This is a genomic window from Sulfitobacter sp. 1A10359, assembly GCF_043558145.1.
GTDB classification, from domain to species: domain Bacteria; phylum Pseudomonadota; class Alphaproteobacteria; order Rhodobacterales; family Rhodobacteraceae; genus Sulfitobacter; species Sulfitobacter faviae.
Genome location: NZ_JBIFGB010000003.1, coordinates 541,131 through 553,426 on the forward strand (window position 1 = coordinate 541,131; position 12,296 = coordinate 553,426).

General features: G+C 65.0%; 14 protein-coding genes. 3 read left to right on the top strand and 11 right to left on the bottom strand.

The annotated features are described in order from the left end of the window. Positions 1–33: 33 nt before the first annotated feature. On the top strand, positions 34–888 hold the full coding sequence (locus tag ACGYK2_RS11005; protein WP_271688747.1) for an SDR family oxidoreductase: 855 nt from the start codon (positions 34–36) through the stop codon (positions 886–888). Between the two features lie 26 nt (positions 889–914). Further along, a complete protein-coding gene (locus ACGYK2_RS11010) occupies positions 915–1,508 on the top strand; it encodes an exopolysaccharide biosynthesis protein (protein ID WP_067264997.1) in 594 nt (197 codons plus the stop codon). On the opposite strand, the gene dxs is transcribed toward ACGYK2_RS11010, so the two are convergent. The 5 genes from dxs to ACGYK2_RS11035 all read right to left on the bottom strand — a co-directional run bounded on the left by dxs (position 1,505) and on the right by ACGYK2_RS11035 (position 5,927). Further along, entirely contained in the window at positions 1,505–3,433 is a 1,929-nt protein-coding gene (gene dxs, locus ACGYK2_RS11015; RefSeq protein WP_271688748.1) for a 1-deoxy-D-xylulose-5-phosphate synthase, read from the bottom strand. The genes ACGYK2_RS11010 and dxs overlap by 4 nt on opposite strands. A gap of 41 nt (positions 3,434–3,474) precedes the next feature. Continuing rightward, positions 3,475–4,356 carry a polyprenyl synthetase family protein gene (locus ACGYK2_RS11020; RefSeq protein ID WP_271688749.1) on the bottom strand — a complete coding sequence of 294 codons (882 nt, stop codon included), beginning with the start codon at positions 4,354–4,356 and terminating at the stop codon, positions 3,475–3,477. A gap of 8 nt (positions 4,357–4,364) precedes the next feature. Next, positions 4,365–4,607 (bottom strand): exodeoxyribonuclease VII small subunit, encoded by a 243-nt coding sequence (locus tag ACGYK2_RS11025; RefSeq protein WP_271688750.1) that lies wholly within the window; start codon positions 4,605–4,607, stop codon positions 4,365–4,367. Between the two features lie 109 nt (positions 4,608–4,716). Beyond that, positions 4,717–5,418: a response regulator gene (locus ACGYK2_RS11030; RefSeq protein WP_271688751.1), complete on the bottom strand. Its 702-nt coding sequence runs from the start codon at positions 5,416–5,418 to the stop codon at positions 4,717–4,719. Beyond that, positions 5,415–5,927: a MarR family winged helix-turn-helix transcriptional regulator gene (locus tag ACGYK2_RS11035; RefSeq protein ID WP_271688752.1), complete on the bottom strand. Its 513-nt coding sequence runs from the start codon at positions 5,925–5,927 to the stop codon at positions 5,415–5,417. Before ACGYK2_RS11035 ends, ACGYK2_RS11030 begins: the two co-directional genes overlap by 4 nt. 171 nt (positions 5,928–6,098) lie before the next feature. Here ACGYK2_RS11035 and ACGYK2_RS11040 point away from each other — a divergent pair, with 171 nt between their 5' ends. Next, positions 6,099–6,968, top strand: coding sequence for a branched-chain amino acid aminotransferase (locus ACGYK2_RS11040; protein WP_271688753.1), 870 nt, complete (start codon positions 6,099–6,101; stop codon positions 6,966–6,968). On the opposite strand, the gene ACGYK2_RS11045 is transcribed toward ACGYK2_RS11040, so the two are convergent. Genes ACGYK2_RS11045 through ACGYK2_RS11070 form a run of 6 tightly spaced genes read right to left on the bottom strand, consistent with a single transcriptional unit; the run spans position 6,965 to position 12,265 of the window. Next, a complete protein-coding gene (locus ACGYK2_RS11045; RefSeq protein ID WP_271688754.1) occupies positions 6,965–7,732 on the bottom strand; it encodes a LamB/YcsF family protein in 768 nt (255 codons plus the stop codon). The genes ACGYK2_RS11040 and ACGYK2_RS11045 overlap by 4 nt on opposite strands. After that, positions 7,729–8,760 carry a biotin-dependent carboxyltransferase family protein gene (locus ACGYK2_RS11050; RefSeq protein ID WP_271688755.1) on the bottom strand — a complete coding sequence of 344 codons (1,032 nt, stop codon included), beginning with the start codon at positions 8,758–8,760 and terminating at the stop codon, positions 7,729–7,731. Before ACGYK2_RS11050 ends, ACGYK2_RS11045 begins: the two co-directional genes overlap by 4 nt. After that, complete coding sequence (locus ACGYK2_RS11055; RefSeq protein ID WP_271688756.1) at positions 8,757–9,485, bottom strand: allophanate hydrolase subunit 1; 729 nt, start codon at positions 9,483–9,485, stop codon at positions 8,757–8,759. The genes ACGYK2_RS11050 and ACGYK2_RS11055 overlap by 4 nt, the downstream gene beginning before the upstream one ends. Further along, positions 9,478–10,404 carry a hypothetical protein gene (locus tag ACGYK2_RS11060; RefSeq protein WP_271688757.1) on the bottom strand — a complete coding sequence of 309 codons (927 nt, stop codon included), beginning with the start codon at positions 10,402–10,404 and terminating at the stop codon, positions 9,478–9,480. The genes ACGYK2_RS11055 and ACGYK2_RS11060 overlap by 8 nt, the downstream gene beginning before the upstream one ends. 21 nt (positions 10,405–10,425) lie before the next feature. Continuing rightward, positions 10,426–11,736, bottom strand: coding sequence for a TRAP transporter large permease (locus ACGYK2_RS11065; RefSeq protein WP_271688758.1), 1,311 nt, complete (start codon positions 11,734–11,736; stop codon positions 10,426–10,428). Between the two features lie 4 nt (positions 11,737–11,740). Next, positions 11,741–12,265 (bottom strand): TRAP transporter small permease, encoded by a 525-nt coding sequence (locus ACGYK2_RS11070; protein WP_067264971.1) that lies wholly within the window; start codon positions 12,263–12,265, stop codon positions 11,741–11,743. Positions 12,266–12,296: the final 31 nt, after the last annotated feature.

Below are 12,296 nucleotides of genomic sequence, written 5' to 3' on the forward strand. Positions count from 1 at the left end.
GTGGTTGCGGCCCAAGCGGGCCACTTTGGCGGTATGGATAAAACGCTTCTTTCCCTCGGCCATGGCTATAGCGCGCGGGCCTTGGCGGCCCGGTTGCTCCCGCAGGGCTGGCGCATCATTGGCACGACCCGTAGCCGCGAAAAACTGGATGAGATCGCAGCGACGGGGGTGGAGCCGATGGTCTGGCCCGGCAGCGATCTGTCTCCGCTTTTGCAAGAGGTGCCCAACCTATTGGTCTCTGCCGGGCCGGGGCCGGAGGGGGATCCGGTTCTGCTGGATTTACAGGATGAAATCACCGCGGCGGCCCCCCATTTGCGGTGGGTTGGCTATCTGTCGACCACCGGTGTTTACGGTGACCATGGGGGCGATTGGGTGGATGAGACGACACCGCTCACCCCCTCCACCCGGCGCGGCGCGGCGCGGGTGCAGGCGGAAGCGGCATGGAGTGCGATCCCCGGCCTGCCGCTGCATATTTTCCGGCTCGCGGGCATTTACGGCCCCGGGCGCGGACCATTCGCCAAGGTGCGCAAAGGCACGGCGCGGCGCATCATCAAGCCCGGGCAGGTCTTCTCGCGTATTCATGTGGAGGATATCGCCCAAGCCCTGGACCTGTCGCTGGCCAAACCGCAGCCGGGGGCGATCTATAACCTTTGTGACGATGATCCGGCCCCGCCGCAGGATGTGATCGGCCATGCCGCCGCGCTTTTGGGCCTGCCCTTGCCCCCGGCGGTGGACTTCGACAAGGCCGAGATGACCCCCATGGCTCGCAGCTTTTACGCGGAGAGCAAGAAGGTCCGGAACGATCACGCCAAGGCGGCGTTGGGCTGGCAACCGATCTATCCCGATTACCGCTCTGGTCTGGCCGCGCTGCTGGAGGCGGAAGACTGAATCCGAGGCACCGCCAGAGGCTCTGAATGCGTCAAGACGAACACACGTTGGCCCATTTGCTGGATAGCATGGAGCGCGCGGCAGAGAAGGAAGCGGTGTCGATCAACGACGTGCTGCATGAGATCGGGGACCGTTCGATCACCCCCCTGATCCTGATCGTCGCCTTGCTGCTGGTCTCGCCCCTGTCGGGCATTCCCGGCGTCTCGACCCTCGCGGCGGTGACGATCATCTTGCTGGCCGTGCAGGCCGTGACCGGACGGCGCAGGCTTTGGATGCCACAGTTCTTGTTGCGGCGTGAGGTGGCGGGCCATCGGTTGAGCGGCTGCGTGCGCTTTCTGCGCCGTCCTTGCGCTTTCGTCGACGGGCGTTGCAAGCCGCGCCTTCAGTTCCTCACCACCGGGCCGATGCGGTTCATCACACTGGTGGTGGTCACGATCATCCCGCTCGGTTGGCCCTTTATGGAGGTGCTGCCGATGATGTCATCGCTGGGAGCGGGCACCGTTGCCCTCTTGGTGTTTGGGCTGTTCACCCGCGACGGGCTTTTCGTGCTTTTGGGCTATGTCTGTGTCGTGATCACCTTGGTCGCGGGTGGCCTGCTGGTGCTGACCGCCGCCAGTTAGGCGCGCTGTGCGTCCAAGTCGCCGATCCCCAGCACTTCGAGCACCTTGGCAGCGATCTGTTCGGCGTTCATCCCCGCCACGGCATACATATCCGCCGGGCTGGCCTGATCGATGAAGGTATCGGGCAGCACCATGGAGCGGAACTTGAGCCCCTTGTCGAACACCGCCTCATCCGCCAGCAGCTGTGCGACATGGCTGCCGAAGCCGCCGACTGCGCCCTCTTCGATGGTGATCAGCGCTTCGTGGTCGTGGGCGAGCTTGAGGATCATCTCACGGTCCAGCGGCTTGGCGAAACGGGCATCGGCGATGGTGGGGGTGATGCCCTTGGCCCGAAGTCGTTCGGCGGCCTTCTCGACCTCCTCCAACCGCGTGCCAAAGGACAAAAGCGCGACTTTGCTGCCTTCGCGGATCATCCGGCCCTTGCCGATTTCCAACGGCGTGCCGCGCTCCGGCATCTCGACCCCGCGCCCCTCGCCCCGCGGATAGCGGAAGGCGATGGGGCCGTCGTCATGGGCAGCGGCGGTGGCGACCATATGGCGCAACTCGGCCTCATCGGCGGCTGCCATGACCACGAAACCGGGCAGATTGGCAAGGAAGGCGACGTCGAAGGCGCCCGCATGGGTCGGCCCGTCGGCGCCCACGAGCCCCGCGCGGTCGATGGCGAAACGCACCGGCAGGCGCTGGATTGCGACATCATGCACGACTTGGTCGTAGCCGCGCTGCAAGAAGGTGGAATACATCGCGCAGAAGGGTTTCATCCCCGCCGCGGCGAGACCCGCGCAGAAGGTCACGCCGTGTTGTTCGGCGATGCCCACGTCGAAGCAGCGGCTGGGGTGGCGTTCGGCGAAAAGGTCGAGGCCGGTGCCATCGGGCATGGCAGCGGTCACGGCGCAGATCTTGTCATCCTCGGCGGCCTCGGCCAGCAGGCTATCGGCGAAAACGCGGGTGTAGCTCGGCGCGTTGGAGGGGGCTTTCTTTTGCTCGCCCGTCACCACATTGAACTTGGCCGTGGCATGGCCGCGGTCGCGCGCGGCCTCAGCAGGGCCATAGCCCTTGCCCTTCTGCGTCTGGATGTGGATCAGGATCGGCCCGGTCGCGCGTTGATGCACGGTGCGCAGCACCGGCAGCAACTGGTCCATGTCATGCCCGTTGATCGGCCCGAGGTAGGAAAACCCGAGGTTTTCGAAGAGCGTGCCGCCCACGGCCATGCCTTTAAGCATATCCTTGGCGCGTTTGGCCCCCTCGCGGAAGGGCTCGGGCAGCAGGCTCACCGCGCCCTTGGCGGCGGCTTTGAAATCCTGAAACGGCGCTTCGGCGTAGAGGCGGCTCAGGTAGCTCGACATCGCGCCGACGGGCGGGGCGATGGACATCTCGTTGTCGTTGAGGATGACGATCAGGCGTTTCTTCAGGTCGCCCGCGTTGTTCAGCGCCTCATAGGCCATGCCGGCAGACATCGCGCCGTCGCCGATCACGGCAATCGCGTCGCCCAGACCTTCGGGGATCACGCCGCCCAGATCGCGGCCCACGGCAAAGCCAAGCGCGGCTGAGATCGAGGTCGAGCTATGGGCCGCGCCAAAGGGGTCGTAGGGGGATTCGCTGCGTTTGGTGAAGCCCGACAGCCCGTCCTTCATGCGCAGGCTGCGGATCCGGTCGCGGCGTTCGGTCAGGATCTTATGCGGGTAGCACTGGTGGCTGACGTCCCAGATGATCTTGTCGCGCGGCGTGTCGAAGACCGCGTGCAGCGCCACGGTCAATTCCACCACGCCAAGCCCCGCGCCGAGATGCCCGCCGGTTTCCGACACGGCCGAGATCGTCTCGGCCCGCAGTTCGCGCGCGACTTGGGTCAGTTCGGCATCGGACAGGTGTTTCAGGTCCGCAGGGCGGGTGACCTGATCAAGCAGGGGTGTGGCGGGTTTGTCACTCATCGGGGCCTCTCTGGTGCCGCATTGGCGCATGTGCCGCCCGGCTAGCTGTCGCGGGCAATAACGAAGGCGGCAGCGGCTCGCAAGCTCTGCGCCTCTGGTCCATATTCAGATAGGGCGTCGCAGGCCATGTCCACCAATTCGGCGGCGCGGGTCTTGGCCCCGGCCAGCCCGAGGTGGGACACGAAAGTGGCCTTGCCCGCCGCGTCGTCCTTGCCGACCGCCTTGCCGACCGTTTCGGCGTCGCCTTCGACATCAAGGATGTCATCCGCGATCTGAAAGGCGAGGCCGAGGTGTTTGGCGTAGGCCCCAAGGGCGGAGGCATCGGCATCCGCCATGCGCGGCCCGGCCATCGCGGACCATTCGATCAACGCGCCGGTCTTGCCTGCCTGAAGCGCCGTGATCTCGGCCAGCGACAGCGGGGCGGGGGCGGTCTCGGCGGCAATGTCCAATGCCTGACCGCCGACCATGCCACCGACGCCTGCCGCTTGGGCGAGGCTGGTCATCAAGGTCAGACGCGCCTCTGCAGGGCAGGGCGCTTGACCAAGGAGTTCAAAGGCCAGCATTTGCAGCGCGTCACCGGCCAGAACGGCAGTGGCCTCATCCCATTTGCGGTGCACTGTGGGCTGGCCCCGGCGCAGATCGTCGTCATCCATGCAGGGCAGGTCGTCATGCACCAGCGAATAGGCGTGCAGCGCCTCGATCGCCGCCGCCGCAGGGGCGGCCATGCCGGGGGCGATGCCATGCAGCCGGGCGGATTCGATCACCAGAAAGCCGCGCAGCCCCTTGCCGCCGCCGCAGGCATAGCGCATCGCCTCGGCCACAGGGCCATCATAGGTGCCGAGTGCTGTGTCGATCTGCGCTTGCGCCAGATCGCGGGCATGGGCAAGCGCCTCTGCCAAGGGACGGGGGGTGGTCTCTTGCATGTGGGCGGTCAAAGCCCTTCGACGGGTTTCAGCCCATTCGGGTTGCCATCGCCGTCAAGCGTGATCGCGGCGACCTTCTCTTCAGCTTCTTTCAGCTTGGTCTCGCAGCGCGCCTTAAGCTTGGCCCCGCGTTCGTAAAGCGCGATGCTTTCGTCCAATGCGACATTGCCGTTTTCAAGCTGGCCCAAGACTTTCTCAAGCTCGGTCATGGCGGTCTCAAAGTTCATCTCTTCTACGGGTGTGTCGGACATTGCGCGCCTCGTTTTCGGAATTTCGCGCGACAATAGAACTTCGCGCCGCGCATTGCCAGCGGGCTTGCGTGATGAATTTCACCGGCCCGTTTGAGCAGGCGGGCCTAGGTCAGTCCGGGGCCAGCATATAGCCCGCGCCGCGCACGGTTTGCAGGTATTGCGGCTGTTTCGGGTCGCTCTCGATCTTGCGGCGCAGGCGGGTGATTTGAACATCGACCGCGCGTTCCTGCGCTTGCCCCCGGTCGCGGCCCAGTTCCTCGACCAATTTGGCACGGCTCAGCGCGACACAGGGCTGGGCGGCGAAGATCTTCATCAGTTGAACTTCGGTCGCGGTGAGGCGCACCAGATCGTCGCCCTGCCACATCTCCCCCCGCTCCATGTCATAGCGGATCACGCCGAGCGACAGCACCTTTGGCGCGGTGTCGGCAGCAGTGGTGTCGGGCATTCGGCGCAGGATGGCGTTAATGCGCAGCAGAAGTTCTTTTGGCTCAAAGGGTTTGGGCAGGTAGTCATCCGCCCCGGCCTCCAACCCTTCGATGCGGTTGTCGGTCTCGCCCTTGGCGGTCAGCAGCAGGATCGGGGTTTGCAGGGTTTCGCGCAAAGCGCGGGTCAGGGCCATGCCGTCTTCGCCGGGCATCATCACGTCGAGCACGATGAGGTCGAATTCCAACCCCGCCAGCACCCGCCGCGCATGGGCCGCATCGCGGGCCGTGCTGACCAGAAAACCGTTCCGCATCAGGAACTTCTTCAACAGGCTGCGAATCCGCTCATCGTCGTCGACGACCAGCAGGTGCGGGTCGAGATCGTTCATGGGGCGCTTTCGCGCAGCCGGTCAAAGCTTTGGCGCATTTCGGGGTCCATCATGGCCTCCAATACCGTTCTGAAACCGGCCACGGCTTCGGGTCCGGCGGTGCGAAAGGCCAACCGCATGCGCGCGCGCTGAGCGTCTGATAGCTCCTGTTCCAGCGTGCGACCCTCGTCGGTCAGGAACAGATGCCGCTCGCGCTTGTCATTGCGGCCAACCTTGCTCTGCACCAGACCATCGGCGATCAACGTGCGCAAGACACGGTTGAGCGATTGTTTCGTGACCCCGAGGATATTGAGCAGGTTGTTCACCGTCGTACCGGGGGCGCGGTTGATGAAGTGGATGGCGCGGTGATGCGCGCGCCCATAGGCCATATCGGCCAGAATCCGGTCAGGATCGGCGGTGAAGCCGCGATAGGCAAAGAACATCGCCTCGATCCCCTGCCGCAGTTGTTCATCCGTCAAAAACAGCAGGCTGTCGCCGCTGCTAGGGGCCATCATGCGCCCGTCAGCCATAGTGTGTCTCATTCTCTCTCGGGCCTGTTGGGGATCAGTTTACGTCAGCGTTGTTGACATTCCAATAGTGAAAGGCTATCGAATCTCGTGTTTTGCGCAATTAAATGTCTGCATCTGCCGATTGTTGCGCAATTTTTGAAAAGATAGCGCGTCATTTGGAGGGGAAACACCATGGCAGGCGGATATGACAACCGGGATGGACACATCTGGATGGATGGCGAAATGGTGGATTGGCGTGAGGCCAACGTCCACATCCTGACCCATGCGATGCACTATGCGTCTTCGGTGTTTGAGGGCGAGCGCGCCTACAACGGCAAAATCTTCAAAAGCCGCGAGCATTCCGAACGGCTCAAGCGCTCGGCTGAGATGATCGACTTTGAGATCCCCTACACCATTGATGAGATCGAAGCTGCCAAGGCCGAAGTCCTCGCCGCCTCTGGCCTGCAAGACGCCTATGTGCGTGCGGTCGCTTGGCGTGGTGTGGGCGAAGACATGGGTGTCGCCTCGGCCCGCAACCCGGTCCGCATGGCTATCGCAGCATGGGAATGGGGTGCCTATTACGGCGATGCCAAGATGAAGGGCGCCAAGCTCGACATCTCCAAATGGAAGCGCCCCTCGCCCGAGACGATCCCGAGCCATGCCAAAGCGGCGGGTCTCTATATGATCTGCACCATGTCAAAACATGCGGCCGAGGCGAAGGGCTGCTCGGACGCGATGATGTATGACTACCGCGGCTATGTGGCCGAGGCGACGGGCGCGAATATCTTCTTCGTCAAGGATGGCGAAGTGCACACGCCGACGCCCGATTGCTTCCTCAACGGCATCACCCGGCAGACCGTCATCGACATGCTGCGCGAGAAGAACATCAAGGTCCACGAGCGCCACATCATGCCCGAAGAGTTGGAAGGTTTCGAGCAGTGCTGGCTCACTGGCACCGCCGCCGAAGTGACCCCGGTGGGGCAGATCGGCGACTGGAACTTTGAGGTCGGCGCGCTGACCCGTGAGATCGCTTTGGACTATGAAAAGCTGGTGCGCAGCTAAACGCTGCCGCTGAACTTTGCCAAAGTTACGCCGCCGTCCTGCAAACCCTTGCGGACGGCGGTTGCGATTTGAACGGCCTCTGCGGTGTCGCCATGCAGGCAGATCGTGTCGATCCGGCTGGGGATGTGTTTGCCGCTCTCGGTGATGATCGCGCCTGCCTTGACCATCTCGACCATCCGCGCCGCTGCCGCTTCCGCATCGTGGATCACCGCACCGGGCTTGCTGCGGTCGACCAGCGTCGCGTCGTCGTTATAGGCGCGGTCGGCGAAGATCTCCCCGGCCCATTTGCAGCCCAGTGATTTCACCGCCGCCTCCTGCGCCGTGGCGGCCAGCACCATGACGATGAGGTCGGGCGCCACGCTCAGCGCTGCCTCATAGAGGTCGCGGGCCAGTTCCTCATCCTCAGACGCCATATTCGCCAGCGCCCCGTGCAGCTTCAGGTGCCGCACTTGCGTGCCGACGCTGCGCGCCATGCCGACGCTCGCGGCGACCTGATAGCGGATCTGATTCTGCAAGGTGCCGCGCGGCACCGAGAGGCGGTTGCGGCCAAAACCGGCGAGGTCCATGAACCCCGGATGCGCGCCGATGCCGACGCCGTTTTCATGTGCCATGCGCATCGTGGCCGCCATCACGTCGGCGTCGCCTGCATGGCCGCCACAGGCGATATTGGCCGAGGTCACGACGCGCAGAAGCGCCGCGTCGTCGCCCATTTTCCAAGGGCCAAAGCTTTCGCCCATGTCGGCGTTTAGATCGACGGTGGTCATGTCTGCTCCTTCTCGAAGGGGTCGGTAGTGGCTGAAACCACGCCGGAGATCAGTTGATAGCCCAAAAGGTCGCGAATCCGCGCCGGGTCGCGCAACAGCGGTTGGCGGCGCTTGGGCAGGGCAGCGAGGTCGGCGCGGTGGCGCGTCTCGGCGGCCAGCGCTTCGTCGAGGTCGACGAAGGCGAATTGCAGCGCAGCACCCGGCTGGGCTTGGGCGACGATCGGCAGGTCGCAGGGGATCACCGTGCCGATGCGGGGGTAGCCGCCGGTGGTCTGGCATTCGCACATCAGCACGAAGGGCGCGCCGTCGCCGGTGATCTGGATGTCGCCGGGGGTGATGACTTCGGACACGATGGTCAACTGCCCGCCGGTGGCAAAACCTTCGCCGTCATGATCCATCCGTGCGCCCATGCGGTTGGCGCGCGGATCACGGCGAAAGGTCGTTTCGGTGAACCGCTGGCGGGTTCCCTCGTCGAAGGCATCGGTCTGCATGGAGGCGACGATGCGCACCCGCTCGGCCCCGAACCGGCTGTCGCGGGCCAGGGTGAGGTTCGCCTCACCGCCCTTATCGACCCCTAGCGGCAGAGTCTCACCACTTTGCAGCAGCGCGCCGATGCCAGCGGCCAGATGGCTGGCACGCGCGTTCATCACCGGCGCCACGTCAAGCCCGCCGCCGACATGGAGGTAGCCATAGGCCCCGTCCCGCGCGCCGCCGATGGTCAGCTTGGCCCCGGCGGGCAGAAGGTGGCTGGCGTTCCATGCAATCGGCTCGCCGTCGATGCTCACCTGCATCTGCGCCCCGGTCAGGGCGATGCGGGTGTCCTGATCGACCTCGAAACTGCCGCCGCTCCCGGCCATCTCCAGCGCGGCACTGTTGGGATCTTGCCCCAGCAGGGCCGCCCCTTCGTGCAGGGCAGTCGGGTCCGCCGCGCCGCCGTGGGTTAGGCCAACGGCGCGATAGCCGGGGCGACCAAGGTCTTGGATGGTCATGGCCGGACCGGCTTGATGGATGGTCAGCGTGCCGCTCATGTCAGCGCCTCCCGCTCCGCGCCGCCGGTGGGGTCGTCGGCGATGCGGTCGAACTCTTGCCGGGTGATCGACGGAAAGATCAACTCATCGCCCGGCGACAGCGGAAAGGGCATGTCGCTGCCCGGGCGGAAGGTGCGAAAAGCGGTCTGGCCGATGTGCCGCCAGCCGGTGGGGGAGGCATTGGTGAAGATGATCAGCTGCCGAATGGCCACCACCAGCGACCCCGGCGGCACCGATTTCGTCAGCCCCTGCTGGCGCGGGATGTCCCAATGCGGGGGCAGTTCGCCCATGTAGGGCTGCCCGGGGGCGAAGCCGATGGTCAGCACCCGGACCCGCGCCTGCGACAGTTCCGCAATGGCCGTGTCGGGGTCGAGGCCCGCGGCCTCGGCGGCCTCCTCCAACTGGGGGGCCAGATCGGTGCCATAGACCGTGGGCACATGCCACAGGCTGCGCCCGGCGGGGAGGGCTTCGGCGAACCAGTCGCGGGTTTCGAGCAGTCCGCGCAGGCGGTCGGTCATCGTGGTGATGGCCTCTTGGGAGACCTCGAATTGCACGAAGGTCGACACCAGCGAGGTGCTCGTCTCGCTCACCTCGGGCCAGTCCTGTTCCTCTACCGCCGCGCGAAAGGCGAGGGCGGCGCGGTTGGCCGGTTCGGACATCTTCTCGGCAAAGGTGACCAATAGGCCGGAGAGGCCGACACTGCGGATGCGGGGCCAGTCAGTCATTGCGAAGCATCCTTTCGTAAAGGCGCGGCAGCAGCACCGGGGTCAGATACATCGGCAGTTGCCAGCAGCCGATAAAGATCATCAGCGGCGCGATGACATCCGCAGGCAGCGCCACGAGAAACAGCGCGATATTGCGGTTGCCCGCGCCGATCGCCAGTGGTCCGGCCACGGCGCGCAGCGGGCCACGCCGGGTCAGCAGCAACGTGCCCGCCTGCAACAGATAGCTTAGGGCGAAGGCCAGCAGCGTCCAGCCCGCCACGGCCCATGGATCGCTGCGCAGCGCGGGGTTCAGCGCCGCCATCAACCCCACAACGATGACCGAGAAGGCGAGCACCGATGCGCCGTCCAGCGCCTCGGTCTGGCGCGGGGTGGGATGGGGCAGAAAGACATGGCGCAGGGCAAAGCCCAGCCCCGTCGCGCCAAGGATCACCGCCAAGAGCCGCAGGGCGGCGAGGGCGATTTCCGAGGCCGGGCCGAGTTGCGGCAGGGCTGCCAGCACCGGCAGGACGGTCAGCGGAAAGGCGGCGGTGCCCAGCACCATCAGCTGCATCATCCGCCCCGCGTCGAGCCGCATCAACAGGGCGAGGTTCACGCTGCCCGTCAGCGCCGGGGCCGCCGCGGCAAGGGTCACGGCCAGTGCCGCAGGGGTCTGCCCCAGCCCGGCCAGCACGAAGCCGCCCAGCAGCAGCAGGGGCAGGAGCGTCTGCAAGGCCAGCACCGAGGCCAGCCCCCAGATGAGATCGCGCACTGCCCCAAGGGCCGCGCGGTGCCCGATCCTGAGCGCGGTGATCGTCAGCAGGGCCGCCACCATCTGCGGCAGCCACCCGGCCAGCGCCGCCGCAAGGCTGGGCAGGGCCAGCCCCGCCAGCAGCCCGACGATCAGGCAGGCCCGCGCATGGCGCGAGGGCAGTCTCAGCATATAGCGCATGGCCCTTCACCGCTAAACCGGTGCGCTGCGCAGGTTTTCGGGCAGCCATGTGGCCACTTCGGGGAACCAGATCAGGACGAAGACCATGAAGACCATGATCGCGAACATCGGCAGCGCGGCCTTGGTGATATAGCCCATCTCGTGGTTGGTCATGCCTTGCAGCACGAAGAGGTTGAAGCCAATCGGGGGGGTGATCTGCGCCATTTCAACGACCACGACCACGAAGATGCCGAACCAGATCAGATCGATGCCCGCGCTGCGGACCATCGGCTCGACCACCGCCATGGTCAGCACGACCGAGGAGATGCCGTCGAGGAACATGCCCAGCACGATGTAGAAGACCAAGAGCGCCATCAGCAGCTCGAAGCGCGAAAGCTCCATCGCCGCGATCCCGTCGGCCAGCGCGCGGGGCAGACCGGTGAAGCCCATCGACAGTTTCAGGAAGGCCGCGCCCGCAAGGATCAGTGCGATCATCGCAGAGGTACGCATCGCCCCCATCAGGCTCTCGCGGAAACTGTGCCAGTTCAGCGAGCCTTGGAACAGCGCCAGCGTGAGGGAGCCGATGACGCCGATGGCCGCCGCCTCGGTCGCCGTGGCAAAGCCGAGGTACATGGACCCGATCACGACGGTGATCAGCGCAAAGACCGGCAGCAAGAAACGCGAGTTGCGCAGTTTTTCGCCAAAGCTCATCCCGGTCTCCGCATCGGGGTTCCAGTCCTTCGACAACATGCTGGTGACGGCGACATAGCCCATGAACATCAGCGCCAGCAGCAGGCCGGGCAGGACGCCGGCGAAGAAGAGTTTGGTGATGCTTTCGTTCACCGTGACACCATAGACGATCAGCGCCAGCGAGGGCGGGATCATCAGGCCCAACGTGGCGGCCCCGGCCAGCGTGCCGATGATCATCTTTTCAGGATAGTTGCGCGCGCGCAGCTCGGGGATCGACATCTTGCCTACGGTGGTCAGCGTCGCGGCGGAAGAGCCCGAGACGGCGGCAAAGACCGTGCAGCCGACGATATTGGTATGCACCAGCCCGCCCGGCAGTTTCGCCAGCCAAGGCGACAGCCCGCGGAACATGTCCTGCGACAGCCGCGTGCGGTAGAGGATTTCGCCCATCCAGACAAAGAGCGGCAGCGCGGTCAGCGTCCAGCTTGAGGAACTGGCCCAGATCGTGGTGATCATGGCGTCGCCCACGGGGCGGGTGGTGAAAAGCTCCATCCCGACCCAAGCCACGCCCATCAGGGCGAGGCCAACCCAGACACCGGTGCCGAGCAGGAAGAAGAGAACGATCAGAAACAGGGTAATGGCATAGATCTCGGTCATGGCGTCATTCCCCGAAGCTTTGATCGACTAGGTCACGGGTGACGCGGTGGTCGCCCTTGAAGATGAGGTGCAAAAGATTGTCCGTCAGCGCGATGGCAAGGATGCCGCCGCCGATCACCATGACAGATTGCGGAATCCAAAGGGCCGTAGCGTCTTGATCTTGGCTGACTTCGTGGAATTTCCACGACCAGTAGACGAACCAATAGGCGTAATAGGTGAAATACCACGCGACCGCCGCCGCCACGGCGAAACACCAGATATCCAGCAGCCGCTTCCCGCCCGCGCTCAGCGCGTTAAGCAGGATCGAAACGCGGATATGCGAGCCGCGGTTGAGCGCATTGGCGAAGGCAAGGAAGCTGGCCCCGGCCATGGCATAGCCCGCATAGCTGGCGGCGCCCGGAAAGACGTTGCCAGTCCAACGGGCGACCATCTGGGCCACGATCAAGGTAAGGATGGCCACCAGACAGAGCGCGGCAAGCGCCCCCGCCCCGGTATATAGCCCGTCCAATAGTCTGCGCAGCGCCTTCATGCGGCTCTCCCTCCGTCAAATCATGCCCGGG